Annotated in this window: 29 protein-coding genes; 23 read left to right on the top strand and 6 right to left on the bottom strand. The window is 46.9% G+C overall.

The features are described from left to right. The first annotated feature begins 705 nt into the window (after positions 1–705). The 10 genes from yhfZ (at position 706) to abiEi (ending at position 9,854) form a co-directional block, all read left to right on the top strand. Positions 706–1,611 carry a GntR family transcriptional regulator YhfZ gene (gene yhfZ / locus AAC854_RS14820; protein ID WP_340617782.1) on the top strand — a complete coding sequence of 302 codons (906 nt, stop codon included), beginning with the start codon at positions 706–708 and terminating at the stop codon, positions 1,609–1,611. Between the two features lie 55 nt (positions 1,612–1,666). Continuing rightward, a complete protein-coding gene (locus AAC854_RS14815; RefSeq protein WP_340617779.1) occupies positions 1,667–2,029 on the top strand; it encodes a PRD domain-containing protein in 363 nt (120 codons plus the stop codon). A 107-nt stretch (positions 2,030–2,136) separates the two neighbouring features. Beyond that, a complete protein-coding gene (locus AAC854_RS14810; protein ID WP_340617778.1) occupies positions 2,137–3,312 on the top strand; it encodes a YhfX family PLP-dependent enzyme in 1,176 nt (391 codons plus the stop codon). 76 nt (positions 3,313–3,388) lie between these two features. Continuing rightward, positions 3,389–3,574, top strand: coding sequence for a hypothetical protein (locus AAC854_RS14805; protein WP_340617777.1), 186 nt, complete (start codon positions 3,389–3,391; stop codon positions 3,572–3,574). A gap of 8 nt (positions 3,575–3,582) precedes the next feature. After that, positions 3,583–4,482, top strand: coding sequence for a phosphotriesterase-related protein (locus AAC854_RS14800; protein ID WP_340617776.1), 900 nt, complete (start codon positions 3,583–3,585; stop codon positions 4,480–4,482). Between the two features lie 130 nt (positions 4,483–4,612). Next, complete coding sequence (locus tag AAC854_RS14795) at positions 4,613–4,975, top strand: DUF2620 domain-containing protein (RefSeq protein WP_340617775.1); 363 nt, start codon at positions 4,613–4,615, stop codon at positions 4,973–4,975. 10 nt (positions 4,976–4,985) lie between these two features. After that, positions 4,986–6,335 carry a YhfT family protein gene (locus AAC854_RS14790; protein ID WP_340617774.1) on the top strand — a complete coding sequence of 450 codons (1,350 nt, stop codon included), beginning with the start codon at positions 4,986–4,988 and terminating at the stop codon, positions 6,333–6,335. 4 nt (positions 6,336–6,339) lie between these two features. Next, complete coding sequence (locus AAC854_RS14785; protein WP_340617773.1) at positions 6,340–7,419, top strand: aminotransferase class V-fold PLP-dependent enzyme; 1,080 nt, start codon at positions 6,340–6,342, stop codon at positions 7,417–7,419. Positions 7,420–8,002: 583 nt separating this feature from the next. Continuing rightward, positions 8,003–9,148, top strand: coding sequence for a glycosyltransferase (locus AAC854_RS14780; protein ID WP_340617772.1), 1,146 nt, complete (start codon positions 8,003–8,005; stop codon positions 9,146–9,148). A 169-nt stretch (positions 9,149–9,317) separates the two neighbouring features. Further along, positions 9,318–9,854, top strand: coding sequence for a type IV toxin-antitoxin system AbiEi family antitoxin (abiEi, locus tag AAC854_RS14775; protein ID WP_340617771.1), 537 nt, complete (start codon positions 9,318–9,320; stop codon positions 9,852–9,854). Positions 9,855–10,072: 218 nt separating this feature from the next. Here the strand turns inward: abiEi and paaZ are convergent, their stop codons facing one another. Next, positions 10,073–12,145 carry a phenylacetic acid degradation bifunctional protein PaaZ gene (gene paaZ / locus AAC854_RS14770; RefSeq protein ID WP_340617770.1) on the bottom strand — a complete coding sequence of 691 codons (2,073 nt, stop codon included), beginning with the start codon at positions 12,143–12,145 and terminating at the stop codon, positions 10,073–10,075. Positions 12,146–12,474: 329 nt separating this feature from the next. On the opposite strand from paaZ, the gene paaA reads away from it, so the two are divergent. The 11 genes from paaA (at position 12,475) to paaK (ending at position 22,636) form a co-directional block, all read left to right on the top strand. Next, positions 12,475–13,416 (top strand): 1,2-phenylacetyl-CoA epoxidase subunit PaaA, encoded by a 942-nt coding sequence (paaA, locus tag AAC854_RS14765; protein ID WP_340617769.1) that lies wholly within the window; start codon positions 12,475–12,477, stop codon positions 13,414–13,416. A gap of 38 nt (positions 13,417–13,454) precedes the next feature. Next, complete coding sequence (paaB, locus tag AAC854_RS14760) at positions 13,455–13,742, top strand: 1,2-phenylacetyl-CoA epoxidase subunit PaaB (RefSeq protein ID WP_047962088.1); 288 nt, start codon at positions 13,455–13,457, stop codon at positions 13,740–13,742. Positions 13,743–13,753: 11 nt separating this feature from the next. After that, positions 13,754–14,530 carry a 1,2-phenylacetyl-CoA epoxidase subunit PaaC gene (gene paaC / locus AAC854_RS14755; protein WP_340617768.1) on the top strand — a complete coding sequence of 259 codons (777 nt, stop codon included), beginning with the start codon at positions 13,754–13,756 and terminating at the stop codon, positions 14,528–14,530. 28 nt (positions 14,531–14,558) lie between these two features. Beyond that, complete coding sequence (paaD, locus tag AAC854_RS14750; RefSeq protein ID WP_340617781.1) at positions 14,559–15,086, top strand: 1,2-phenylacetyl-CoA epoxidase subunit PaaD; 528 nt, start codon at positions 14,559–14,561, stop codon at positions 15,084–15,086. A 20-nt stretch (positions 15,087–15,106) separates the two neighbouring features. Then, the gene (gene paaE, locus AAC854_RS14745) at positions 15,107–16,219 is read left to right on the top strand and encodes a 1,2-phenylacetyl-CoA epoxidase subunit PaaE (protein WP_340617767.1); all 1,113 of its coding nucleotides are present in this window, start codon (positions 15,107–15,109) and stop codon (positions 16,217–16,219) included. 43 nt (positions 16,220–16,262) lie between these two features. Further along, positions 16,263–17,036 (top strand): 2,3-dehydroadipyl-CoA hydratase PaaF, encoded by a 774-nt coding sequence (gene paaF / locus AAC854_RS14740; RefSeq protein ID WP_340617766.1) that lies wholly within the window; start codon positions 16,263–16,265, stop codon positions 17,034–17,036. A 3-nt stretch (positions 17,037–17,039) separates the two neighbouring features. Next, positions 17,040–17,837 (top strand): 2-(1,2-epoxy-1,2-dihydrophenyl)acetyl-CoA isomerase PaaG, encoded by a 798-nt coding sequence (gene paaG, locus AAC854_RS14735; RefSeq protein WP_340617765.1) that lies wholly within the window; start codon positions 17,040–17,042, stop codon positions 17,835–17,837. Between the two features lie 2 nt (positions 17,838–17,839). Continuing rightward, positions 17,840–19,468 (top strand): 3-hydroxyacyl-CoA dehydrogenase, encoded by a 1,629-nt coding sequence (locus AAC854_RS14730; RefSeq protein WP_340617764.1) that lies wholly within the window; start codon positions 17,840–17,842, stop codon positions 19,466–19,468. Then, entirely contained in the window at positions 19,458–19,967 is a 510-nt protein-coding gene (gene paaI, locus AAC854_RS14725) for a hydroxyphenylacetyl-CoA thioesterase PaaI (protein ID WP_340617763.1), read from the top strand. Before AAC854_RS14730 ends, paaI begins: the two co-directional genes overlap by 11 nt. Continuing rightward, positions 19,964–21,178, top strand: coding sequence for a 3-oxoadipyl-CoA thiolase (pcaF, locus tag AAC854_RS14720; RefSeq protein WP_340617762.1), 1,215 nt, complete (start codon positions 19,964–19,966; stop codon positions 21,176–21,178). Before paaI ends, pcaF begins: the two co-directional genes overlap by 4 nt. A gap of 120 nt (positions 21,179–21,298) precedes the next feature. After that, entirely contained in the window at positions 21,299–22,636 is a 1,338-nt protein-coding gene (paaK, locus tag AAC854_RS14715; RefSeq protein ID WP_340617761.1) for a phenylacetate--CoA ligase PaaK, read from the top strand. 59 nt (positions 22,637–22,695) lie between these two features. Here the strand turns inward: paaK and AAC854_RS14710 are convergent, their stop codons facing one another. Continuing rightward, complete coding sequence (locus tag AAC854_RS14710; protein WP_340617760.1) at positions 22,696–22,971, bottom strand: type II toxin-antitoxin system YafQ family toxin; 276 nt, start codon at positions 22,969–22,971, stop codon at positions 22,696–22,698. A gap of 6 nt (positions 22,972–22,977) precedes the next feature. Then, positions 22,978–23,238 carry a type II toxin-antitoxin system RelB/DinJ family antitoxin gene (locus AAC854_RS14705; RefSeq protein ID WP_340617759.1) on the bottom strand — a complete coding sequence of 87 codons (261 nt, stop codon included), beginning with the start codon at positions 23,236–23,238 and terminating at the stop codon, positions 22,978–22,980. Positions 23,239–23,456: 218 nt separating this feature from the next. On the opposite strand from AAC854_RS14705, the gene paaX reads away from it, so the two are divergent. Further along, positions 23,457–24,380, top strand: coding sequence for a phenylacetic acid degradation operon negative regulatory protein PaaX (gene paaX / locus AAC854_RS14700; protein WP_340617758.1), 924 nt, complete (start codon positions 23,457–23,459; stop codon positions 24,378–24,380). Positions 24,381–24,509: 129 nt separating this feature from the next. Here the strand turns inward: paaX and AAC854_RS14695 are convergent, their stop codons facing one another. From AAC854_RS14695 to AAC854_RS14685, 3 genes are all read right to left on the bottom strand, one after another. Then, a complete protein-coding gene (locus AAC854_RS14695) occupies positions 24,510–25,007 on the bottom strand; it encodes a GNAT family N-acetyltransferase (RefSeq protein ID WP_422824093.1) in 498 nt (165 codons plus the stop codon). Continuing rightward, positions 25,007–25,285 carry a type II toxin-antitoxin system TacA family antitoxin gene (locus tag AAC854_RS14690; RefSeq protein WP_047962732.1) on the bottom strand — a complete coding sequence of 93 codons (279 nt, stop codon included), beginning with the start codon at positions 25,283–25,285 and terminating at the stop codon, positions 25,007–25,009. The genes AAC854_RS14695 and AAC854_RS14690 overlap by 1 nt, the downstream gene beginning before the upstream one ends. A gap of 120 nt (positions 25,286–25,405) precedes the next feature. Beyond that, the gene (locus AAC854_RS14685; protein ID WP_340617756.1) at positions 25,406–25,804 is read right to left on the bottom strand and encodes a hypothetical protein; all 399 of its coding nucleotides are present in this window, start codon (positions 25,802–25,804) and stop codon (positions 25,406–25,408) included. A gap of 173 nt (positions 25,805–25,977) precedes the next feature. On the opposite strand from AAC854_RS14685, the gene AAC854_RS14680 reads away from it, so the two are divergent. Further along, positions 25,978–26,093: transposase family protein (locus AAC854_RS14680; RefSeq protein WP_340617780.1), on the top strand; the 116-nt coding region annotated here is incomplete at its 3' end.

The raw sequence follows: 26,093 nt of genomic DNA, 5'->3' as shown, positions 1-26,093 counted from the left end.
TTCACTTTTTCTGATTTGAGACAATAACGGCAATAAACGTCAACTTTAGCCATACTTCACCTAAAAAAGCTAAAAGCATATCACATCAACTAACTATTCAATACATGACCCTATCTTCAACTTCAATCGAAATATGATTGGCAGTAATTTTCATCGGTGGCAACCTTTTGATATATATACTTCATTTTTCAAAAAACAGCTTTATTAACTGCGCCACAGCTAGAAATTCATTGGGTTTGGGTATAGATAAGAAACAACTTACAATATGAAACTAAAATAAGATCCTGAAACAAACAAGATTTTTTATTGCATATAACAACAAAAAAATAATCCTTGATGCCCTTAAATAAAATAAACCCAACAAGATATTTTATTGATTTATATAATAATAACGTAAAGAATATAACCTAATTATTCTATCACGTGATAAATAGTGTAGCAAAAATCACCACCCAGGAAGAAGAATACAGTGAACAAGCATAAAACCCCCCCTGCATTCCCTATATTCTTCTATAATAGCGATTTTAATATCTTCAGAGAAAAATAAAAATATATCTTCAAAATATTGATAATATTAGACTTTATTATTTTTTAAATTTTCATTTTTATAATAATTGTGATATTAATCCCCTTTCTTTAATTCGCTTGTTGCGGTTTATGTTCAATTTTATGAATATAAACGAGAATGGATAACAACTTGTAATGATAAGTCAAACATTCATTAAAAAAGAGGGGATTGCACAGGCTTTTCTGGCCCGTTATCTCCTCTCTGAACAATGTGGTAACCGACTGAAAACCATTGAGTTACTGGCTAAAGAATGCGATTTGTCCGTGGGTTTGATGCAAGCAGCATTAAAATCTCTCGAACAGGTACAGGCGGTTGGAATTAAGCGTCGTGGTCGTAATGGTAGTTTCCTTGCTCAGATAAACCACAAATTACTCTTGGAGTATGCCGATATCGGCAATGTGGTCTGCGCAATGCCTCTTCCTTATACCCGTGCTTATGAAGGGCTGGCAAGTGGTTTAAAAGCTCAATGTGCAGGTGTTCCTTTTTACTTTGCGCATATGCGTGGCTCAGATATCCGCATTGAATGTTTACTGAATGGTGTTTACGACTTAGCTGTAACATCAAGACTTGCCGCAGAGCAGCACCCAGAAAATAAAGATCTATATATTGCGCTTTCACTAGGGACTCAAAGTTATACAGACAGGCATAGGCTAATCTTTCGTCATGGCGAAATGGAATCCATTCGCCGCGTGGGATTAGACAGTACCTCAGCAGACCAGAAAATAATGACAGAGCAATTTTTTGCCGGAAAAGAAATTGAATTGGTCGAGGTTTCTTACCATGAATGCCTGAATCAAATCATCAAAGGCCACATTGATGCGGCCATCTGGAACGTCGGAGAAGGCCACGAACTGATAGCACAGGGCCTGATGACGCAACTCCCCGATAACAGCGAATGCTTTATCAAAGCATCTGAAGCCGTTATCCTTGCCCGTAAGGATAATATCCCCATCCAGCAACTCCTGCATACGATGGTTGATAAGGATGCCTTGCTGACTCATCAACGAAATGTCGTAGCAGGCATCATCGAACCCGTTTATTGACACTCCGACAATCACATTAAATGGTTTACTAATACTGGCGTATAACAAAAAGGCAATGGTAGAACAACGCTTAACTATCTTGTTGCAAGGTGGTGTTATCGATCAAGATATCTACGATGACATGCTGAATGTTGTGCATGTTCTGGAAGATACCTGGCATATCCCTATCCATCACCCACAAGGCGAAATGGCGCTTACCCATATGGCAGGTGCTTTTATGCGTTCACGTCGCGGTGAAAGAGTCTCTCCTCTGGATAAAGGCATACTGTCAAAAATTGAGCAGTCTGAATACTACAATCGATTACTGATCATTCATCGCTCTTTGATAGAAAACTTCAAAGTGAAGCTAGATCCCAACGAAGAAGGCTATCTGTTAGTGAATTTATATGGTTTAATGCTTTCGATCGAAAGCGGCTAGCTTTTGATACCATCATAAATATTCAAAAAAATGAAAATTTATTTTTACAGAAAATTTTAATTCTTACACAGCCTTACTGCTTTACAGACAGACATGAAGGGAAGCCTATGTTTATTGACGCATTGAAAAAACAGAACCCCAAATTGATTGAAGTTGCAAAAGAGTTTTGGCAACAGGGCGTCATTTTGCCGGATACTTACATCATTGATGTCGATCAGGTCTTGAATAATGGTCGGCGCTTACTACAAGCCGCAGAGCAGCACGGCATTGAACTCTATTTGATGACCAAACAAACCGGGCGCAATCCATGGTTGACTAAGAAGTTGGTTGAACTCGGTTATCGCGGTGTTGTCGCTGTCGATTTCAGGGAAGCCTATAGCCTGAGCCAGCATGGTATCCCCCTGTGCCACATCGGCCACTTGGTGCAAACACCGACACATTTAATCGAAACCATGCTCAGGCATAAGCCAGATATCATCACAGTATATTCGCTTGAAAAAGCACAAGCCATTTCGGATGCGGCGGAGAAATTGGGACGAATTCAGCCCGTCATGCTGAAAGTATTTGATAAACGAGATATTGCTTTCCCCGGTCAGGAAGCGGGTATCATCTTCAGTGAGCTCGATGCCACCGTGGATGTCTTAAAACACATGCCCGGCATTAAATTGAGCGGGCTGACACATTTCCCTTGTCTGTCATGGGATGAACGATACCAGACAACCTTACCTACCACTAATTTGCTGACCCTCATCCGTGCACGAAACCGACTCGAACAACTCGGAATTAACCTTTCACAAATCAATGCTCCGGCAGCATCAAGCTGTAACACGATACCACTACTGGCCAAATACGGCGCCACCCATCTGGAACCGGGCCATGCCCTGACCGGAACTGTCCCCGCCAATATCAGCGGTCAAGAGCCCGAACATGTTGCGATGGTCTATGTCACGGAAGTTTCTCATCACCATGATGGCAATAGTTACTGCTATGGTGGCGGTTACTATAAACGTGGGCACATGAAACATGCGCTGGTTTTCACTGAGCACACGATTTTTCCCAAAAAAGTGCGCATACTGCGACTGGGAGAACCCTGCATTGATTACAACCTCCCGCTGTCAGGCACTCATCCTGTCGGCAGTCCTGTGATCATGTGTTTCCGGCCTCAAATCTTCGTGACTCGCAGTGATGTCGCTCTTGTTTCAGGTATCCAATCAGGTTCTCCAAAACTTGAAGGCATTTATGACAGCCAAGGGAATTGGAAAAATAGTGGCTATTCTAAATAATCCCTCAATATAGGTATTACATATAATAATATTCCGTCATTAAATAATGTTATTTTCGCTATAGTGGATTTACCGCATGATCCTGAGCAAACATTTTATGGGATACTACAACCAGACTGGGGATACGCCCACACATTCCGCTTCGTATTCCTCATCCAGCATTAATGCAGTTGAAGGCACACTCGGGCCGTGGGATATCAAAGATATCAAGTTAAAAGCCGGGGGTACACACTGCAACTCTCATCAGAAAACCGAACCGTAAATCATCACTTGGCGACAGAAACAAATAGCCTCATTGACTCCTCTGGCTATACCTATGTACATGAGCATCTGCATATCGATCTTTCTGGTGCAAAAGGCAGCCTCGATTGCCGATTGGATCAATATGATCTGATCGTTGATGAGCTGCATCATCTCTATGCCCTTGGGGTAAGGAACATCGTGGAGATGACTAACCGTTACATGGGACGCAATGCGGTTTTTCTACTGAATTTAATGCGTGATACCCACATCAATATCATTGCCTCGACAGGCTACTATAAACAGCCCTTCTTCCCAGCCCATTTCAGCGAACTGAGTGTACAAATGATCGCCGATGATATGATCTCAGAGATCGAGACAGGCATTGATGGTATCGCATTAAAAGCCGGCGTGATCGCAGAGATAGGCTCCAGTCTCGGGCAAATCACCGAAAACGAGAAAAAAGTATTTGCCGCCGCCGCACTGGCACATCAGGCCACAGGTTGCCCCATTTCCACCCATACCACATTGAGTACAATGGGACTCGAGCAATTGACGCTGCTGGAAGGATTTGGCGTATCCCCCGAGCATGTGGCTATCGGCCATTGTGATCTTAAAGACAATCTGGATACCATCATTCCGCTGCTGGACGCAGGGGCATGGGTACAATTCGATACCATCGGTAAAAATAATTACTATCCAGACAGCCGGCGCATTGCCATGTTGCAGGAAATCGCCAAGTTTGGGTTACTTGAGCGAGTAATGCTTTCCCAAGATATCACTCGCCGCTCTCATTTAAAAAGCAATGGAGGAAATGGCTTCGACTATCTGTTAACCGTATTCGTTCCCATGTTGCTGGAAGCGGGTTTTTCCCAAACGCAGATAGATCAAATGCTACGCGATAATCCTGTACGATTTTTCCAACGTTGAGTTTTCCAAGGCAAGGTTTTCAAGAACAAGGTTTTCAAAAACCAGATTTTTAAAAAAATGCGTTCAAGAAAATAGAAAAAATAATTTTTAAAAGCAATCCGATAGAAGACACAAAGAGAGGGATAACAACATGAGATTTGTCATTGGTGGACAAATAGAGAAAGAGGCGATAGCCGAGAATATTCGTCAATTAGCAGGAGACAAAGCCACTTCCATTACAGTCATGAATGACATTGAAGCAGCTATGGCAATTAAAAATGGCGAAGCAGATTACTACCTTGGCGCATGCAACACCGGTGGTGGTGGTGCATTGGCCATCGCAATCGCCCTTATCGGCTTCGAACAATGTGCCACCATAGGCATGCCGGGCAAAATTCTGTCTGATGACGAAATTATTGCCCACGTGAAAGCAGGTAAAAAAGCATTTGGTTTCACAGGACAAGATATTGATATCGTCCTGCCAGTGATAATTAACACCATCATCTCACTATAAGGAGCCTATCATGCAGCATTTCCATGATTTCCTGATCAGATTGATGGAAGTTGATCCTTTCAAAGCGGGATTATTGGCAGCAATCGGGGCTATTGCTGCCATGATGGCAAACCGCGGTATCGCAGTTTTCCATGATGGCCTGCGACCCCTATTGCCTGAATACCTTGAAGGACGGATGAGCCGAAAAGTACTCGCCGCAACCAGCTTCGCCCTGAGCATTGGTTTAGTTGTCGGTTTTGGCATTCCCTTTTCACTCACCGCTCCCATTGTGCTGGTTCACAGTCTGTTACTCGGCACTGACATGATTGGCATCTGGTGTGCCAACAGCCGAAGAGGCTTTATCGCCTCTGGTATCATCGGTGCGCTGTATGCCATTGCCTTGCTGGCCGGCCTGCGTTCGGTGGTAGAACTGTTTGCCCTGCTGCCCGTCAATTTCACCGATGACCTCAAAAAAGTCGGTGATCCGATTGTGGCTTGCTTTGCCCTATTCCCTGCCATGGTCGTCGGTTATCAATATGGCTATCGCAAAGGCTTATTGGTCATGCTCACTGCACTGGTTGGCTATCTGGCCACCAAAGCCATTGGCCCATTGAGTTTTGGCGGTATGATCGAAAAACCCGTCAGCATTGACCCTAACGGCGCTGCATTGCTGCTATCGATGATTGCCATGTTCTACTTTGCGATGCGCGAGCGTCCCGCTCAATCGACAGCGCAAAAAGGAGCCAATGAAGTCTTGGTCGGCCTGTTTTCAACCCGTATAGAACGCATCCAGAAAAATAAGTGGCTGCTGATTCTGTGTGGTGGCCTGACCGCCAGTGCGGCAACCATGTCTTTCAGCCTGCTGGCGGAAGGCCCGGTTTCCTTGCAACTGATGGCGCAAGGCGAGCAGACAAACGCATTGCTGGTAGCATTGGCACGTGCCATTGGTTTTGTTCCACTAGTGGGCACAACAGCGATAGCGACCGGCGTTTACAGCCCGAATGGCATGAAATTCGTATTTGTGGCAGGGCTGGCGACCAACAACCCGTGGATTGCCTTTGTCGCGGGTGGTATCACTATGTTTATCGAAATCCAACTGCTGGCGAAAATTGCAGTCTGGCTGGATAAATACCCTGGCGTGAAAGCGTGTAGCGGACACATTCGTACCGCGATCACCAAAATGCTCGAAGTTGCCTTGCTGGTTGGTGCTATGATTGCCTCCAACGCCATTCTGCCGGGAATGGGCTTTATGATCGTAGCGGGTATCTATCTGCTCAACCGTACCTCTAAACGTCCTTTAGTGGAAATGGCTATCGGCCCGATCGCAACAATTACCGTAGGTATTCTCGCGAACTTGCTCTTTCTGCTGGGAATAAAATAAGAAAATGAAAACCTATCCATTGCAAAGCATGACGATGGCACAAGCACAACAACAGCAATTCAAGCTGGTGGATATTATCTGTCGTCACTTTCCGGGGGCTGATTTTCTTTCGCAAGGTGATCTGGGCTTAGTCCCGGATCTACACCAGCCACGCATGACGCGACGCATTGAGGCAGTGATTGCGGAGTTTTTTGGCGCTGAAACAGCAGCTTTTGTCAATGGAGCAGGAACAGGCGCATTGCGTGCGGGGCTGGCCGCCTTAGTCAGCCCCAATGCAACATTGCTTGTGCATGATGCGCCAATTTACCCCACCACTAAAGTATCGATTGAACAGATGGGATTAAACATCGTTCAGGCGGATTTCAATCATCCGGAACAAATTGTGGCGGCCATCCGGCAATACCAACCTGTGGCCTGTCTTGTCCAGCACACACGCCAGAAGATATCTGACAGTTACTCCCTGCAAGCAGTGATTGACATGCTGAATCAATATCACATTCCTTCACTAGTGGACGATAATTATGCGGTGATGAAAGTGGCACAGATTGGTTGTGAGTATGGCGCAACGCTTTCCACATTCTCTTGTTTTAAGTTATTGGGGCCACAAGGAATTGGGATTGTTGTAGGAGAACAGGCAATCATTGATAGCCTTCGCCACAGCATGTATTCCGGCGGCTGCCAGATACAAGGTTATCAGGCAATGGAAGCCTTGCGGGGTATGGTATTCGCGCCCGTCATGCACGCAGTACAGGCAGAAGTTAATAACGAACTGGTCGCACGCTTGAATCAAGGGGAATTGCTGCAAGTGAAACAGGCATTCCTCGCCAATGCCCAATCAAAAGTCCTACTAGTGGAATTTCACGAACCGATTGCAGAAAGGGTACTCACCGCAGCCCATACATTCGGAGCGCTGCCTTATCCGGTGGGCGCGGAATCAAAATTTGAAATCCCTCCCCTATTTTACCGAATTTCTGGTACCTTTCGCCAAGCAGATCCTACACTGGAACACCGTATGATCCGCATTAACCCCAATCGCAGCGGAGCAGATACCGTGATGCGCATTTTACGAGAAAGCTGTACCTGAAAAGAAAACTGTTGAATTGATATTATAGAAAAAATATAACGCCTGATTATCATTAAGAAATTAATCAATCTATAACCCTTCTGCTATTACATTACATAAGGTATTTCATCTGTTTTTATTATCTACCCATGACTTGGATTAACAATACCAAAACAGAATCAGGCGTTAATAAATCAATTTATTCCATATAATAAATAGCATCTAATTTATCTTTGGTCAATTTATTTTGCCATTCTAATCACTATCCAGTTCCTTATTTTAAATAAATACCATTTCATACAGGTAAAATATAAATCATATTAATGAACTCATGTGACCAATATTTAATCCGGTGCAATAACTCCCTTTAATATCATAACGCTTACTCCATTGAATTAAATTTCCTTATATGTTCTTGATCTATAACTGTTATCCATAATAACATTCACGAAATAACAATTTAAAATCAATACGTTATTAACGCAATCAAATTATTAAGTAACATTGATAATTTTTATCGTGATGAAAATCACGAAAATATAATAATCAAGAGTTACTATATGTATTCAAACATGAATTTATTTTTAAACAAGGGAAATAATTTATGAATATCCCCAAAAAAATCCATTATTTCTGGAGTGGAAATAACATACCAGAAACAAACCTAAGAAACATGATAGAGGTAAAAAGCGCAAATCCGGGTTTTGAAGTTAATATTTGGGGGGAGAAAAACGTCCAGTCGCTAATTGTTAGCACATTAAGAAAAATAAAACTTAAATATCAGGATACGGATTTTGATCTTGGTGAGATACCCGTTAACTTTAATTATAGAAATATTGAAACCACTTTCAGGTTCCTACGCCAACAAGCTTTTTATCTGAATTCTATTCAAGATCCAATGTTAAATTGTTTAAGTTATTTTAACAAACGAAAAAAAGATGCCGATAACGCAAGGCGCTATGGAGATTATGTTGATTTAATCAACTACTTACAACATATATATCATCTTAATTTAATGGGTAATTATCATAATTACGCAACATCCAGTGATCTTGCACGCTTAACCATTTTATATATGGAAGGAGGAATATATCTGGATGCTGATGTCGAGCTGTATGATTCAGATATAAAAAATACGCTTGATAGAAAAAAGGCCAAATTTGAAGATCTACAGCTTCGGTCAAGTATAGGTTTAGGCGATAACTCTGGGTTAGGCTGGTCTGCAACTCCATATACTCGCTTTGGAAATGCTATTATTGCCTCCCTTCCTCAATCAAAAGAAATTTTTAATCTATTATTAAAAATAGCTATTATGATAAAAAAACATCACCTTTCCATTCAAATGTATGAATCCCCAAAAGCCGATGAAATCAGCCAAATAAAAAGATTCAATAAATACCATGAAGTAGATAAGAGAGTCGATTTGGCACTAAAATTAAAAAAAACTCACCAAATCAATCTGGATACGAGATGTGGTATACAAGATCCAGTATGGAGAACAGGCATTGACCCTGATGATGCCAATGATAAATTTTCTCGTGAATTGAGGCGGATTGATTACACGGTAAAAATGACCGGTCCAACGTTTATTGATAATTATCTTAATCCCGGCTTAGGGATAAACTTCCCCAAAAAATATCAACTTAAATCTAAAATTAAAAACGACAGGGTTTTTAAAAATGTCAATGATGAAGGAGACTGGTCTAATCTTAAAAAGAAAAAATACGCAGATGAAGATCCATTCAGTTAAAACCTAATGGAATAGGCCGTTAAATGCGGGAATACAGAATGATTGATGCCTGTAGGCTGAACCATAAGTAGACAGATACACCACTTTTTTATGTGGTTCACGTTTACTTAATAAGTGGCTATTATGTATACCCAAATAGCACTTTAAAGTGATATACGCGTATACTTAAATGAATCAGACCACAACTATTCACTGTCTAAATAAACTCGACCAACAAGGCCGCTACGTCTTTACGAGTAAAGATCTCGCCAAACTGTTTTCAGAAGCCAGCAAACGTGCTTTTGAAGCCGGATTGAGTCGGTTAGTTAAGCAGGGTGTACTATTACGAGCCTGTAAAGGGGTTTATGTGTATGCTTTATCCCGCCACAAAGGGCTTCATACCTTGGAATTGATTGCCAAAGCGATGCGGCGTGGTGAATATAACTATGTCAGCCTAGAATCCGCACTATCTGAATATGGTGCCATCTCACAAATCCCCATTGATCGATTAACCGTGATGACTACTGGCCGTAAAGGTGAGTATCAAACACCTTTTGGTACTATCGAATTTACACATACCAAAAGATCAGTATCAGACATTATTAAGCATATTCATATTGTCGGTAAGCCACTCCGCCTGGCTAGTAAACAGGCTGCTTACCGTGATCTAAAACGAGTCGGCAGGAACACACACTTAGTTGAGGAGGATATTGTCTATGAAGATTGAAAATACAGACGTTGGCAAAAGAAAAGTTCAACATATATTTGTTGGCAACATTGGAAGCATTATTCCACAAGTTACAACTCACCTATGCTAACGATGACATTCAACCTGAATTTAAACTTTAGCAAAAAGCCTGAGGATTACAGCAGCCATAATCTTTAGCAAATACCCTCAGGCCAGCCATTTCCTTGGCTTCATGAATCTCCGATTCCCTTACCGTCCTACGCTGACGCCATAAAATCGCCCTGTTGCCGCTCCACCAGCGTCAGGATGCTGTAAAGCGCTACAGGTTGTTGCTCCTGATTCAGCACCTGAACATCCCACACAACAACACCTTGTGGTGTATCTTCTGGCGTTTTCTGGACTTTTTTAATCTTTTTCTTGCAAGTCAGACGTACCTGAATGGTATCGCCAATCTTAACCGGTTCAATGAAGCGCAGGTTTTCCATACCATAGTTAGCAAGTACAGGCCCGACAGCAGCGTCAACGAACAGGCCCGCAGCCGCCGATACGACAAAATAGCCGTGCGCCACGCGTTCGCCAAATAAGGATTCTGCCGCGCCAATTTTATCCATATGAGCATAAAAATGATCCCCGCTCAGACAGGCAAAATTAACGATGTCCGCTTCCGTCACCGTCCGACGCGCAGTCAGTAAACTTTCACCAATTTCAAGCTGTTCGAAATACCTGCGGAATGGATGTATCGGCTCTTCCTTCACTTTTGCGCCACGAACCCATTCACGACCAATCGCAGCCAGCATACTTGGGCTAGCCTGAATTGCCGTGCGCTGCATGTAATGTTTTACGGCACGCAGCCCTCCCAGCTCTTCACCGCCGCCTGCACGTCCCGGCCCGCCGTGTACCAGCATGGGCAGTGGAGAGCCGTGTCCTGTGGATTCCGCAGAAGCAGCTTCATCCAGCACTAACATACGGCCATGAGCACAGGCTGCCGCACGAATCACCTGTACAGCAATCTGCTCATCTGCTGTCACCAGCGAACCGACCAAACTGCCATCTCCCATCATCGCCAGTTCAATCGCCTGTTCGGTATCCTTATAAGCCATCAACGTGGAAACTGGCCCGAACGCTTCCGTACTGTGTACGACCTGATTTGCCATTGGATCAGCGCAATAGAACAAAGTTGGCGGATAGAAGGCCCCCTTGCTGTTGCTGCTACCTGTCAGGACCAAGTTATCCAGTGAACCCCCACACAAAAGCTCACACCCGCTATTGTGCAATTCGTTGACTTTCGCCTGTACCTCATCACGCTGCTCCTGATTAATCAACGCTCCCATGAGTACTTCCGGCAAAGTTGGATCGCCGACCGTCACACCAGACAACCGTTTGAGCAATGCTTGTTTAACGTCTTCCATTTGACCGACAGGCACAATAATACGCCGGATGGCCGTACATTTCTGACCCGCCTTGACGGTCATTTCACGGACAACTTCCTTGATAAATATGCCAAATTCCGGCATATCAGGTGTGACATCTTCGCCCAGAATACAGCAGTTGAGCGAGTCTGCTTCCATCGTAAAAGGAATGGATTTTTCTATCAGCCGAGGATGGGCACGCAGTTTCTGGCCTGTTTGTGCCGAGCCGGTAAACGTGACGGCATCCTGATAACCGAGATGATCAAACAGATCACCAATGCCACCGCAGATCAACTGCAAGGCACCTTCCGGTACCAGACCACTGTCGATGATCATTTTCACCATCGCCTGTGTCAATTGGGCAGAAGCTGTAGCGGGTTTGATAATCGCCGGCATTCCCGCCATCCACGTTGGGGCCAGTTTTTCCAGCATGCCCCAACAAGGAAAGTTAAACGCGTTGATATGCAGTGCTACTCCGGGGCGGGAAGTCAGCACATGGCGGGCCACAAACTGAGATTGTTTAGACAACGGTATCATCTCATCTTCCGGCCACAGCGTATCATCCGGTAATTCACGCCCTGCCAGTCCTGCATAAGAAAAAAGCGTCGCCACACCACCTTCAATATCAACCCAGCTATCTGAGCGGGTCGCCCCTGTCTGCATAGAAATGGCATACAGTGCCTCTTTGTTGGCAAGCAGATGCTTTGCAACGGCTTTCATCATCTGCGCCCGTTGCTGGAATGTCATCGCAGCCAGCGCCTTTCCCCCTTTTTCACGGGCATACTCTAAACTTTTTGCGAGTGGCAAACCCTCTGAAGATACCTGATACAAGGCTTCGCCGCTGATTGCATGATGAATGGTTCTCGTGTTGCCCTGCCCATAAACCCAAGCGCCACAAATGTAACTCGTCAATTGTTGCATTTTTTTCTCCACCAATCTCATTAATGAATCAATCATTAAGTAATAGCATGCTATTTATGTATCATATGTTTCATTAACAAGGCCACCCTCAAAATTAACAAAATAAAAACATTTGCGCCCGATCACCTGTTAATATTCTTGTTATCATCAAACATTAAATATTAACATTTTGTTTTATAAAGTATTTAAATTCATATTGTGATGTGTACAACAAATATACAACTCAAGTGTTTGATATTTTTGTTATCGGTTTGTAGATTTATGGTTATTTAAAATGATTCATTTTTATGTTCATTATCAAAAAATAAGAATCATAATGGAGCCAAAAAATGACAACTGACCCACTTCAGGCGCACTTTGACGCCAAGATCGCCGCAGATCTGTCCATTGAGGCCAAAGATTGGATGCCTGAAACCTATCGCCAGAATCTGATACGCCAGATTGGTCAACACGCACACTCGGAAGTGGTCGGCATGTTACCGGAAGCCAATTGGATCACCCGCGCCCCGACATTACGCCGCAAAACCATCCTGCTGGCTAAAGTACAGGATGAGGCAGGACATGGGCTTTATCTCTATAGCGCGGCTGAAACACTGGGTTGTTCCCGTCAGAACATCTACCAAAAGCTACTGGATGGCAAGATGAAGTACTCCTCCATCTTTAACTATCCCACCCTGAGCTGGGCAGATATTGGCGTGATTGGCTGGCTGGTGGACGGTGCAGCAATTGTTAACCAGGTCGCCCTGTGTCGGGCCTCTTACGGTCCCTACGCCCGCGCGATGGTGAAGATCTGCAAGGAAGAAAGTTTCCACCAACGGCAAGGTTATGAAGCCGTCATGGCGCTGGCAAATGGCAACGAAGCTCAACGCGCAATGTTACAAGATGCCATTAACCGTTTCTGGTGGCCGACATTAATGATGTTTGGCCCGAATGACAGCGATTCTCCCAATAGCGCCCAGAGCATGGCGTGGAAAATCAAGCGATTCAGCAATGATGAACTACGGCAAAAATTCATCGACAACACCGTTCCCCAGTTAGAGGCACTGGGCATGACAGCCCCCGATCCCGAATTGATCTGGGATGAAACAACCGGACATTACCGTTTTGGAGAAATCAACTGGGATGAATTCTATCAAGTGCTGAAAGGACAAGGCATCTGCAATCACGAGCGTCTGGAAGCCAAACGCCGGGCTTGGGAAAATGGAAGTTGGGTACGTGAGGCCGCATTTGTCCATGCCAAGAAAACAGCCGCCAAAAAAAGTGCTGCCTAATCCGCGTCATCTGAACAGAACCAAAGGGAGTGAATCTAATGAACAATAACGAGTGGCCACTGTATGAAGTTTTTGTCCGCAGTAAACAGGGGTTGGCTCACCGCCATGTTGGCAGCCTCCATGCGGCAGATGATCAAATGGCACTGGAAAACGCACGTGATGCCTACACGCGCCGCAATGAAGGCTGCTCCATCTGGGTCGTGAAATCCATCTATCTGGTGGCCTCACAACCGGAAGAGCGCGGAGCGTTTTTCGAACCCTCGGAGGACAAGATTTACCGTCATCCGACTTTCTACACCATTCCTGATGGCATCAAGAATATGTAGGGGACGGAAATATGAATACACATAACGTTTTATCACCCAAACATGACCTGTTTCATTATGTGCTACGTCAGGGAGATACGCCGCTGATTCTGGCACAGCGCCTGTGCGAATGGTGCGGACATGCGCCGGAACTGGAAATTGACCTCGCTCTGGCGAATATCGGCCTTGACCTGCTTGGGCAATCACGCCATTTCCTCAGCTATGCTGCCACCCTTTCAGGAACGGGACTTGATGAAGACCATCTGGCGTTTGGTCGTGATGAGCGTGAGTTCCTTAATCTACTGCTGGTGGAACAGCCGAACGGCGGCTTTAACGACACATTGGTTCGCCAATTTTTTATCGATGCCTATCACGTTCTCCTGCATCAGGCACTGAGCCAAAGCCGTGATCCCCAGTTGGCTGCCATCAGCACCAAGTCATTGAAGGAAGTGGAGTATCACCTGCGATTCAGCCGGAGCTGGATGATTCGTCTGGGGGATGGCACAGAGCTGAGCCACGGAAAAATTCAGCAATCCATCAATCAACTATGGCGCTTTACCGGCGAGTTATTCCATTGCGACGAAACAGAGCAACGGCTGGCGGAAGACGGCATAGCCGTTGATCCCCGCACACTGCATGAACCGTGGCGGCAAATCGTCAACGAAACGTTCGCGGAAGCGACATTAGACATACCACCAGAACAGCCTTACCGACAGGGCGGGAAACAAGGGCTGCATACGGAAAATTTGGGATACATGCTGGCAGAAATGCAATATCTGCAACGTACTTACCCCAACTGCATCTGGTAACAAAAAACGGTGGTCATGGGAGGAAATGATGGAACAGCAATACAACACACTCTTTCGTGCAAGCGTACAGCCACCGGAAATCCATCAAATCTGGCAGTGCCTGCACCAAATTGCCGATCCAGAGCTCCCCGTGCTCTCCATTACGGATCTCGGCATGATTCGGGCTGTCACGCCTATGCAAGACATGCAAAACGGCTGGCGGGTGACATTCACCCCAACGTATTCCGGCTGTCCCGCGACGGAGTACCTGCTCAATGCCATTCAGGAAACACTGACACAAGCAGGCTTTGCGCCAGTGGACATCGAAGTGAGTCTGACACCCGCATGGACAACCGACTGGATAAATGCAGATGCCAAACAACGTTTACGTGAATTCGGCATTGCCCCACCCCAGGGATTGGCCTGTGAGAAACCGGCAGATGCGGAACCGATCATCTGCCCGCGCTGCGGTAGCCATACAACAGAAAAAATCAGCGAATTTGGCTCTACCGCCTGCAAAGCGCTTTATCGCTGCCAGCAGTGTCTGGAGCCGTTTGATTATTTCAAATGTATCTAAATTCAATAAGGGAGCAGAAGATGGCGACTTTTCACCACGCACGGTCACACTCCGTACGGTCACATAGCTTTCACCGCTTAAGCATCGCTGCCATTGAACGGGAAACACCGGATGCCGTGACCGTCACACTGCACGTTCCCGATGAACTGAAGAACCGTTTCTGCTATCAACCCGGCCAACATCTGACACTCAAGGCTCAGGTAAACGGTGAAGAGCTGCGTCGTTGTTATTCCATCTGTAGTTCACCACTGGACGACGTTTTACAAATCGGCGTCAAGGCCGTATATCAGGGGCGTTTTTCGACTTTCATCAATCAACAATTGAAGGTCGGGGATGAGCTGGAGGTTATGCTGCCACAAGGCAACTTTGGGCATTGTCCCGATGCAAACCAGCAAGGGCATTATCTGGCGATTGCTGCCGGTTCAGGTATCACGCCCATTTTATCAATCATCAAAAGCACATTGGCACAGGAATCGGACAGCACCTTTACGCTGATTTATGGTAACCGGACCAGCCGCTCAGTGATGTTCAAAGAGGCGTTGGCTGATATTAAAAATCGCTATCTGGATCGTTTTCAGGTGCTGTATCTGTTCAGTCAGGAAGCCACCGATAGCCCGCTGTTTAACGGACGCATTGATACCGATCACTTGCTGCGCATCGGTAAAACCTTGCTCAACTTCGCCCAGTTTAATCAGGCGTTTCTCTGCGGGCCAGAAGCGATGCTGGATGATGCCCACTCAGCATTAGAACAGGCAGGCATTCCCACCCAATGTATCCACAGTGAACGTTTCAATACCGGGCAAATGCAAAAAGCGGCGATGGGTTCGCGTCCCGCCAACCTCACTGAGCGCAGCGAAACCCGTGTCGAAGTTCATTTGGATGGCCGCATTCTGAACATAACAATAAACGCAGGGGATGACAGTATTCTTGATGCTGCACTTCGTCAGGGTGCTGATTTACCCTATGCCTGCAAAGGGGGCGTGTGCGCCACCTGCAAATGCCGGCTTAAATCCGGTGAAGTAGACATGGCAGTGAACTACAGCCTCGAACCGGATCAACTGGCGGCTGGCTATATCTTGAGTTGCCAGTCATGGCCCAAAGGCGATGGCGTAATTGTCGATTTTGACGTCTAAACGTCTGCATACATAAAAAATCAGGAATGAGGAACGACCGACCATGAATCAGGAATGGATTTTATGTCACCAACAACAAAGGGTATGTACGCTGGCCCTCAACCGGCCGGAAGTGCGTAATGCCCTGAGTAATGACTGTCTGGAACAACTCGTGCAGCAATTAGAGTTGGCGGATTCAGATAGCAGAACGGGAGCCATTGTCATTACAGGCTCATCGAGCTGTTTCGCGGCAGGTGCCGATTTGAAAGAACTGCAACAACAGACCGTTGCTTCAGCCATGACAGATCCCCGCCCACAACTCTGGCAACGTTTGAACAACATTAGCAAACCTATCATTGCCGCCGTAAACGGTTATGCGCTTGGCGCTGGCTGCGAACTGGCATTGGCCTGTGATTTGGTGATTTGTGGAGAAAATGCGCGCTTCGGTCTGCCAGAAATCACCCTGGGGCTGATGCCGGGGGCAGGAGGAACGCAGCGGCTCATCCGCAGCGTCGGCAAGGCACTGGCTTACCAGATGATATTGACGGGTGAATCTATCGACGCCTACCGCGCACGGGAGTCGGGGCTGGTCGGCGAAGTTTGTCCTGACCTCACAACGCTGGAACGTGCAGAGCAAATCGCGCAACGCATCAGTGAATTTTCACCGCTGGCATTGCGGGCCGCCAAAGCCGCCCTGAAAACCGCACAAGAAACAAACCTGTCACAAGGGCTGATTTCCGAACGCCAACAGTTTGTCGCTCTGGCAGGTACAACCGATCGTCAGGAAGGCATTACCGCCTTTCTGGAAAAACGTAAACCAACATTCAAAGGGTTCTGATCGATGGAAAACATATCAATGGTACTCACTGATATTAAAGCTGGTGTCCTTAGCATTACGCTCAACCGTCCAGAATGCCTCAATAGCTTTAACGAGGAACTTCATCAGCAATTAAGCAAAGCGATGGATATTGCTGAACAGGATGAGTCAGTACGCTGTGTTCTGCTCACCGGAGCCGGACGCGGCTTCTGTTCCGGGCAAGATTTAAATGATAGGAATTCGTTTATCTCTGAGGGCGGCATGCCCGATCTGGGCCAGTCCGTTGAGCGTTACTACAATCCGCTGATCCGGCGTATGACAGCTTTGCCCAAACCCATTATCGCTGCCGTCAATGGGGTAGCAGCCGGGGCGGGTGTTTCCCTTGCACTGGCTTGTGACATTGTGATCGCTTCCCGCACAGCCAGTTTTATTCAGGCCTTCTGCCGCATTGGCCTGACACCGGATTCAGGTGGCAGTTGGTTCCTGCCCCATAAGATTGGGCAGGCCCGTGCAATGGGAATGGCATTATTAGGGGAGAAGATCAGCGCTGAACAAGCTCTGGAATGGGGCATGATCTGGCAAGTCGTCGAGCCAGAAGAGTTGGCCCATAAAACGCAGGCGATGGCTGAACATCTGGCAACCCAGCCTACCGTCGCGCTTGGCTGCATCAAACAAGCCACTTATGCCGCAGCCGGCAATACACTGGAACAGCACCTTGACCTCGAACGCGACTTACAACGTCAATGCGGGCACAGCGAAGACTTTCGTGAAGGCGTCAGTGCGTTCATTGAAAAACGCCAACCGGTATTCAAGGGGAAATAATCATGACCACGCCTCTACTTAACGGCCCCATCGCCGTCATTGGGGCGGGAACCATGGGCATCGGCATTGCTCAGGTCGCAGCTCAGGCAGGACATTCCGTCCTGCTGTTTGATGCAAATAGTGAAGCGGTAGGTCATGCACTGGATAACCTCCGCGCTCGCCTGCATCAACGTGTGGAAGCTGGCAAAGCAGAGGCTGGCACAACAGAAACCTTGTTACAACGCATCACTCCGGTGAATTCGTTACAGGCACTGGCACCTTGTACGCTGGTGGTTGAAGCCATTGTTGAGCAATTGGAAGCCAAACAGCATTTATTCCAACAACTGGAAGCCATTTGTTCAGCACAAACCCTATTTGCCAGTAACACCTCGTCATTGCCGATTACCGCCATTGCCCGTGTTCTGTCTGCACCACAGCGTATGGCAGGGCTGCACTTTTTCAATCCTGCCCCCTTAATGAAGCTGGTGGAAATCGTACAGGGTCTGGAAACTTCCCCCCAAACTGTGGCAACCCTCAGGGATCTCGTCGTTCATTGGAAAAAACAGCCTGTGATCTGCCGTTCTACACCGGGTTTTATTGTCAATCGCATCGCACGCCCTTTCTATGCAGAAGCCCTGCGCGCGCTGGAAGAACAGGTTGCGGCTCCCGCCACACTGGATGCAGTTATTAAAGAATCAGGCGGCTTCGCGATGGGACCACTACAACTGATGGATTTGATCGGTCACGACATTAACTACGCCGTGACTGAATCCCTGTTCCACGCTTTCCACGGCGACACCCGATTCCAACCTTCGCTACAACAAAAAGAGCTGGTGGATGCCGATCATCTGGGGCGTAAACGCGGTCGCGGTTTTTATTCTTATGACGTGAAGGGAAGTGAGGTGAAAGGAAGCAACGGAAAAAAAGAGAGTCAGCCACTGCCGAGAATAGAGCCGAAACAACCCAGCAAACAAAAACCGCCGGTGCGGCTCAAGGCAACAGGAAACTGGGCCGTTTTGCCCCATTTTGCTGCCCTGCTACAGCAACCTAAACTACAGCAATATGGAATCCTCTTCGAAGAAAGTAAAAACGACCGATTCCATTCTCCTACATTACAGGTTGATGACATTATTCTGGCGCTGACCAAAGGGAGAACCTGCTCGCAAATTGCTGACGAAGTCAGAGTACCGGTGATGCAGTTTGATCTTTCTGCCAATCACCAATCGGCTTCCATCATTACCCTCAGCATCGCCTGTCAGAATACTCCCCAGCAAACGGCAAAAGTGATCGGCTTTCTGCAATCAATCGGTAAGCAAGTGATCCTCCTGCCGGATTATCCCGGCCTGCTGACAATGCGTACCGTTGCCATGCTGTGCAACGAAGCGCTGGATGCCATCAACAAAGGTATTGCCAGCGCCGAAGATATCGATCTGGCAATGCGCTATGGCGTGAATTATCCGATTGGCCCACTGGCATGGGGAGAGCAATTGGGCTGGAAACATATTCTCAGTACGCTGGAAAACTTACAAAAATTCTATGGGGAGCCTCGTTACCGCCCTGCTCCTTTGCTGCGCCAGCTAGCCGCGGGACATACCCAACTCACCCGCCAAAAAGCTGAAAACCACAAGAAAGGGGATGTCCATGCAAGATAATGCCGCAAGCCAACAGGCGCGCCACCACGTTGAGGCCATGTACGCTCAGGATGCCTGCGCCCAAAATATGGGAATGCACATTGAGCACATTGATGTCGGGTTCGCCCGGCTCAGCATGAAAATCATCCCCAGCATGCTCAACGGCCACCAAAGTTGTCACGGCGGCATTCTGTTCAGTCTGGCAGATACCGCTTTCGCCTACGCCTGCAACAGTGAAGGGCTGGCAGCAGTGGCCTCCAGTGGCAGCATTGATTTTATCCGCCCGGTATTGGTTGATGATCAACTCACGGCCACCGCCTCCGTTCAGCATCAAGGTAAAACAACCGGCCTGTACGACGTGGAAATCACCAATCAGGCAGGCAATGTCGTGGCACTTTTCCGCGGGCGCGCCCATCGCGTCGGTCGTCATGTTTCAGACAATCCGCTGAACAACCAATCCTCTAATAACAGCTCTCTTAACAACAACACCCAGAAAAACCGACAAGGGGAACAATCATGACTCATGCGTTTATCTGTGATGGTGTCCGTACTCCCATCGGACGTTATGGCGGTGCGCTATCCAGCCTGCGGACGGATGATCTGGCGGCCCTGCCGCTACAGGCATTGATGGCCCGTTATCCTGCGCTGAATCGGGAACAAATTGATGATGTGATCCTCGGCTGCGCCAATCAGGCAGGAGAAGATAACCGCAACGTCGCACGTATGGCAGCGCTGCTGGCAGGGTTGCCGGGTTCAGTTTCTGGCACGACAGTCAACCGGCTGTGTGGCTCCGGCTTAGATGCACTGGCTTTTGCTGCCCGCAGCATCAAAGCCAGTGAAGCCCAGCTGGTGCTAGCTGGCGGCGTAGAATCAATGAGTCGGGCGCCTTTCGTGATGGGCAAGGCAGACAGCGCATTCAGCCGTCAGGCTGAGATTTTTGATACTACCCTTGGCTGGCGTTTTATCAATCCGCTGATACAGCAGCAATTTGGCACCGACTCCATGCCTGAAACGGCAGAAAATGTCGCAGCCCAATTTCAAATTAGCCGTGACGATCAGGATGCCTTCGCCCTGCGCAGCCAACTGCGCGCAGCCAAAGCACAACAAACCGGTATTCTGGCTGAGGAGATCATCCCCGTCACATTGCCCTCAATCCACAAAAAAGGCACCACGACGGTTGTCTCACAAGATGAACACCCTCGACCTGAGACAACATTGGAGCAACTGCAACGACTCAAAGCCCCGTTCCGTACCGGCGGCACAGTCACTGCGGGTAACGCTTCCGGTCTCAATGATGGCGCAGCCGCTCTCATCATCGCCTCAGAAACCGCCGCATTACACCACGGGCTGACGCCTCGGGCGCGTATCGTCGCAACGGCAACCTGTGGCGTTGAGCCGCGCATCATGGGGATCGGGCCAGTGCCTACCACCCGCAAGGTACTGGCGCTTGCTGGCCTGACTTTAAATCAAATGGATGTGATTGAGCTGAACGAAGCCTTTGCAGCACAAGCACTGGCTGTAATGCGCCAACTGGGTTTACCGGCTGACGCGGAACACGTCAACCCGAATGGCGGCGCGATTGCGCTTGGTCATCCGTTGGGCATGAGCGGCGCCCGCCTTGCGCTGACAGCGACCCTTGAACTGGAACGGCGCGCGGGTCGTTATGCCCTGTGCACCATGTGCATCGGCGTAGGGCAAGGCATCGCCATGATCATTGAACATATTTCCTAGCAACAACTCAGGGCCAGCTGAAATAGGCTCTTAATTCCTGACGATCTGACTTAATCAATACCCTGCGCATAACGACAAAAGCAACCTGTTACAAACAAACCAACAAAAGGACAGGCAACGATGAGCAACAACGTACTGCACCTCAACAAACAACACCTAAAAAAGCATCACTTGGACCCTATGGAGTTTGCCTCACATGATGAGATCCAGGCACTGCAAGTTAAACAAATAAAATGGACGCTCAAGCACGCTTACGACAACGTTCCCATGTATCGCCAAAAATTCGATGCAGCCGGTGTCCATCCGAGTGATTTCAAACAACTTGATGACATCACCAAATTTCCTTACACCACAAAACAAGATCTGCGGGAACACTACCCTTTTGGTACCTTTGCTGTCCCGATGGAAAAGATTGTACGTATCCATGCTTCCTCTGGCACAACAGGACGCCCTACCGTGGTGGGTTATACCCAGCGGGATATCGATAATTGGTCAAATCTCATCGCCCGCAGCCTTCGTTTTGCAGGCGCGAGCGCCAAAGACAAAGTTCACGTCGCTTACGGTTACGGCCTGTTCACGGGAGGATTAGGGGCACACTACGGCGCTGAACGATTGGGGGCCGCCGTGATCCCGATGTCCGGCGGCAATACCGAAAAACAAGCGCAACTGATTCTGGATTTCAAACCTGACATCCTCATGATGACGCCATCCTACTGCCTGACGTTGCTGGATGAGCTGGAAAAAAGAATGGGTGGAGATGCCAGAAAATGCTCCTTGCGGGTCGGTATTTTCGGCGCAGAGCCGTGGACGGCAGCCCTGCGCACTGAAATTGAAACGCGCATGGGCATTAAAGCACTGGATATCTACGGCCTGTCCGAAGTCATGGGGCCTGGCGTTGCGATGGAATCACTGGAATATGCCGACGGCTCCACAATTTGGGAAGATCATTTCTATCCAGAAGTGCTCGATTCGGAGAGCCTGAATATCCTGCCAGAGGGTGAAACAGGCGAGTTGATTCTCACCACCCTGACCAGAGAAGCCATGCCGGTTATCCGTTACCGCACTCGCGACCTGACACGCCTATTACCCGGCACGGCACGCAATATGCGCCGCATGGACAGGATCACCGGGCGTTCCGATGACATGCTGATTATCCGCGGACTCAACGTCTTCCCCTCACAGATAGAAGAACAGATCATCCGCTTTAAGGAACTGTCGCCACACTACCAATTAGAAGTCAGCCGCAAAGGCCACCATGACTGCCTGTCAGTCAAAGTCGAACTGAAAGAGCCTGACCTGTTAAGCCATGAACAATGTTGTACGCTCTGTCACCAACTTCGCCATCACATTAAATCAATGGTAGGGCTGAACACCGAAGTCAGCATCGTTAATTGTGGCGTCATTCCGCGCTCAGAAGGAAAAGCTGTACGGGTGATCGACAATCGTCCACGTGAATAACCTTTTGCCACCTAAATCAAGTGATACAAAACCGCTAAGTGGGACTGTAGTCCCACTATTTAGAACAGATCAGAGTGAGTTCCTGTCCGTTCGAATCTAATCAGGTCATCAGTGATTTTGTAGATCAGAATCCAGTCAGGCTCTATGTGAGCATCCCTATAGCCCTTGTAATCCCCTTGTAGTCGGTGATCTTTGTATATTTCTGGTAGGGGCAACTCATCATTAATCAAAAGTTTCATAAGCTCTTTCAGTTTATCTATATCCTTATGGCGCTTCTGAGCTTTTTTCACATCTCTTTGAAACTGACTGGAATATTCAATCTCCCGTTGCTTCATTGTTTATCAGATACCTAGTTGATTAAATAAGTCATCAGTATCTTTAGTTTTATGGACATCAATCCCTTTCTCACTGTTGGCAATGGTTTTAGCTGTCAGCTCATTAGGGATACGTATATCGAATGGAAGAGCCTTTTCTTTGACCACTTTGGTCAGAGTAATGCGTATTAGGTCGGAAACAGTTAACCCCATGCCAGTAAGCACTTCTGTAGCCTCATTTTTTAGAGTTTCATCTATACGAGCGCGAACAACAGCGTTTGTGGCCATGTTAAATCTCCTACATTGGTCAATAATCAATTACATTGTAGCCCAATTGAGCCACGCACTCAAATTACGGATGTATTTTTAATCAAAATAAGTTACTTGCAATGAGTGATTAGTGTCATTTTCAGAAGACGACTGCACAACGCTGAAACCTGAAAGACGACAGGTATATACAGTTATGTTAATGTCATGACACACTTTTGCGCAGAACATGGAAAAATATGACACATAAACTCGACGACTTTATCCGGCATGCTCTTGGTGCCCAACCTATCAGCGGAACGTCTCTGATCATCTCTCTGTATGGCGATGCTCTCAGCCACCGTGGAGGTGAAGTCTGGCTTGGCAGCCTGAGTCTCCTGCTGGAGCCGATGGGGTTCAGTGACCGTTTTGTGCGGACATCTGTGTTTCGCCTGCAAAAAGAGGGATGGCTTACGGTAGAAAAACTAGGGCGACGCAGTTATTACCGCATCACCGAGCGTGGCATGAATCAATTTCGCCATGCAGAAAGCAAAATCTATCTCAGCGGACAGCCGGAATGGGATGGTAAATGGGATCTGCTGTTACTGGAAGGTACAACCAAAGAAGAACGAACCCGCCTGAAAAAAGAATTAAGCTGGCTTGGGTTCGGTCAACTTAATAGTACCCTGATGGCGGCGCCAAGCAGTGCCCAAAGTGATATTCCCGCACTTTTGCATGAACTCAACGCCAGCGATTCCGTTATCTATTTTCGGGCCGATTACCCTTATCCCCGTTCAGAACAGAGTCTGAAAGAGCGGGTAACGGTAAGTTGGTCACTGGAACAGGTATCGCAACACTATCACGAATTTATCGTCTCCTTCCGCCCTTTGATGGCACTACTGCGGGATTGCCGTGAAGACGATCTGACACCAGAACGCTGCTTTCAGTTACGCCTGCTGCTGATCCACTTTTATCGCCGTGTTGTACTGCGTGATCCCCTGCTGCCGGATGCTCTGCTGCCCACGCAATGGGAAGGACAAATAGCCCGCCACTTATGTATCAATATCTATCAACGCATTAACCTTGCCGCGACGCGTTACGTCAGCGAACGCTGCGAAACCACCATTGGTCAGTTGCCTCAGCCCGCTGCGGCGTACTATCGACGTTTTGGTGAATCCTTATGAATAACACCAGATACCATATTGGTAATAACGTCTAAATTGGTATGGAAGTGAGCCAAAAACGCTTTTCTGAGAGAATATGAGAATATTGCCTTGCTGCTGGAAATCCGGTGTTGGAAAAAGCAAAATCACTCAGTCCGTTATGCAGGCTCTTTTTAAATCTGCAAGAGTCGCCATCAATAGCATTGGGTCTAAGGGGGATGGCTCAAATCCTATAGTTTCATAAAATGATTTTGCTTCGCCTGAAAGTGCATGAATAATCATGCCTCGAACACCAATAAGATCAGCGGCTTGTATTACCCTCAGGGCTGCATCTTGCACCAATGCACGCCCTATCCCCTTTCTCTGTAATCGTTGATCAACAGCCAAACGTCCCAATACGATGACCGGAATTGGATTAGGCATATTGCGCTTAAAATGGCCGGGGGCTGAATTAATCACAATGGCGCTTGCTGCCAAAGAATAATAAGCCAGCACCCGGTTTTCATTGCACACCACATAAGTTTTTGATGCGCCAGTAAAGTTATTTTTCAGAGCGCGATTTTTCAGCCACTGATCAAGCGTAACGACACCAGAATCAAACAATTCAAGCTGATGGTTGTCAGTCAGGAGTTCTGGTTCCGAAATTATCATAATTCCTTGCCCCAAGGCGTTTCCATTTGCATGGTTTCTCGCAACTGTTTATTAGGTTGTGGAGGCATATCCAGACGCGCCAAAAATTCGGCATACGCCTCTGGGCTGGCGGTAATAATCGCTTGTTCAAGCAAAGTTTCTTCTGCTATTCGACGAGCTGCTTCCAGCACAAAATCTGTGCGATTTTTTCCCTGAATGGCCGCGGCTTTGTCTATCAGGTTCCGTATTTCTGGTTTTATGCGAATATTCAATGTATCGCGTTTCACTGTTTGCATGGTTCACCTCAGTTTGAATGGTTTTCGGTTAAGAGTACCACTTTAAACTGTAACGTCAATGTCATTACAAATGTTTATTTTACATCCTAGACTGCCCACAACCAGTGAGCAGATTCATCATTATTTAAATTTGATCACTTCAGAAGGTTTGATTGTGATTTTCTGCCCATGCAGTTCGCAATCGTCAATAAGCTGAATCACGCCTTCTTTAGCCCATAAGGCCTGCGCTCCTTCTGCTTCTTTGTAAGGAACAACAGATGTAGAAATATTAATAAATGGTTTACTTAATATAATCGCTTTATACTTACCATCATAATCACCATCTGGTAAGTTCCAATCAATCAGATAGTTAGCATTTTCCCAAAAAACCATGAAACTCTCAGATTCTTCACGGTTCTTTTTTTTATTCCATTTATATCCAATAAGACAAAATTGATTATTTACATTTTTCTTATCAAGAAGATCAATAAGATAACCAAATGCAAGCAAATAATTTTCTTTATAATCCTTGATATTCAAAACATTAAATCTTTCATCTGGCTTTGAGTCATAAATTCCCCAACTACCTGTTTTTTCCCAAGCTTTTAAATCCAGGGCAAGATCACGAATGTTTTTTAGTCAAAAATAAACAGGTTGCTTCGAGTAAAGCGCTGTGATCTTATACTCTCTTTTGAGCATTGAAACCCAATATCATGTACCTTGAAGACTTCAGCCTGCATTTTTCAGCGATCCAAGACCCGCGTCAGAGCGCAAAAATCGCCTATCCCTTATTTGATATCCTGTTTGCGTCGCTTTGCGCAATGATTGC

Origin of the sequence: Xenorhabdus entomophaga, assembly GCF_037996725.1 — a bacterium.
In the GTDB taxonomy this organism is placed as follows: domain Bacteria; phylum Pseudomonadota; class Gammaproteobacteria; order Enterobacterales; family Enterobacteriaceae; genus Xenorhabdus; species Xenorhabdus khoisanae.
The sequence above is the reverse complement of the archived record's forward strand: the minus strand, read 5'-3'. Positions and strand labels throughout refer to the sequence as shown.

Coding starts and splice junctions, on each gene's coding strand:
- AAC854_RS14815 (WP_340617779.1), top strand. CDS start 1,667: ATGGTAGAACAACGCTTAACTATCTTGTTGCAAGGTGGTGTTATCGAT.
- AAC854_RS14810 (WP_340617778.1), top strand. CDS start 2,137: ATGTTTATTGACGCATTGAAAAAACAGAACCCCAAATTGATTGAAGTT.
- AAC854_RS14805 (WP_340617777.1), top strand. CDS start 3,389: ATGATCCTGAGCAAACATTTTATGGGATACTACAACCAGACTGGGGAT.
- AAC854_RS14795 (WP_340617775.1), top strand. CDS start 4,613: ATGAGATTTGTCATTGGTGGACAAATAGAGAAAGAGGCGATAGCCGAG.
- AAC854_RS14790 (WP_340617774.1), top strand. CDS start 4,986: ATGCAGCATTTCCATGATTTCCTGATCAGATTGATGGAAGTTGATCCT.
- AAC854_RS14785 (WP_340617773.1), top strand. CDS start 6,340: ATGAAAACCTATCCATTGCAAAGCATGACGATGGCACAAGCACAACAA.
- AAC854_RS14780 (WP_340617772.1), top strand. CDS start 8,003: ATGAATATCCCCAAAAAAATCCATTATTTCTGGAGTGGAAATAACATA.
- abiEi (WP_340617771.1), top strand. CDS start 9,318: ATGAATCAGACCACAACTATTCACTGTCTAAATAAACTCGACCAACAA.
- paaZ (WP_340617770.1), bottom strand. CDS start 12,145: ATGCAACAATTGACGAGTTACATTTGTGGCGCTTGGGTTTATGGGCAG.
- paaA (WP_340617769.1), top strand. CDS start 12,475: ATGACAACTGACCCACTTCAGGCGCACTTTGACGCCAAGATCGCCGCA.
- paaB (WP_047962088.1), top strand. CDS start 13,455: ATGAACAATAACGAGTGGCCACTGTATGAAGTTTTTGTCCGCAGTAAA.
- paaC (WP_340617768.1), top strand. CDS start 13,754: ATGAATACACATAACGTTTTATCACCCAAACATGACCTGTTTCATTAT.
- paaD (WP_340617781.1), top strand. CDS start 14,559: ATGGAACAGCAATACAACACACTCTTTCGTGCAAGCGTACAGCCACCG.
- paaE (WP_340617767.1), top strand. CDS start 15,107: ATGGCGACTTTTCACCACGCACGGTCACACTCCGTACGGTCACATAGC.
- paaF (WP_340617766.1), top strand. CDS start 16,263: ATGAATCAGGAATGGATTTTATGTCACCAACAACAAAGGGTATGTACG.
- paaG (WP_340617765.1), top strand. CDS start 17,040: ATGGAAAACATATCAATGGTACTCACTGATATTAAAGCTGGTGTCCTT.
- AAC854_RS14730 (WP_340617764.1), top strand. CDS start 17,840: ATGACCACGCCTCTACTTAACGGCCCCATCGCCGTCATTGGGGCGGGA.
- paaI (WP_340617763.1), top strand. CDS start 19,458: ATGCAAGATAATGCCGCAAGCCAACAGGCGCGCCACCACGTTGAGGCC.
- pcaF (WP_340617762.1), top strand. CDS start 19,964: ATGACTCATGCGTTTATCTGTGATGGTGTCCGTACTCCCATCGGACGT.
- paaK (WP_340617761.1), top strand. CDS start 21,299: ATGAGCAACAACGTACTGCACCTCAACAAACAACACCTAAAAAAGCAT.
- AAC854_RS14710 (WP_340617760.1), bottom strand. CDS start 22,971: ATGAAGCAACGGGAGATTGAATATTCCAGTCAGTTTCAAAGAGATGTG.
- AAC854_RS14705 (WP_340617759.1), bottom strand. CDS start 23,238: ATGGCCACAAACGCTGTTGTTCGCGCTCGTATAGATGAAACTCTAAAA.
- paaX (WP_340617758.1), top strand. CDS start 23,457: ATGACACATAAACTCGACGACTTTATCCGGCATGCTCTTGGTGCCCAA.
- AAC854_RS14690 (WP_047962732.1), bottom strand. CDS start 25,285: ATGCAAACAGTGAAACGCGATACATTGAATATTCGCATAAAACCAGAA.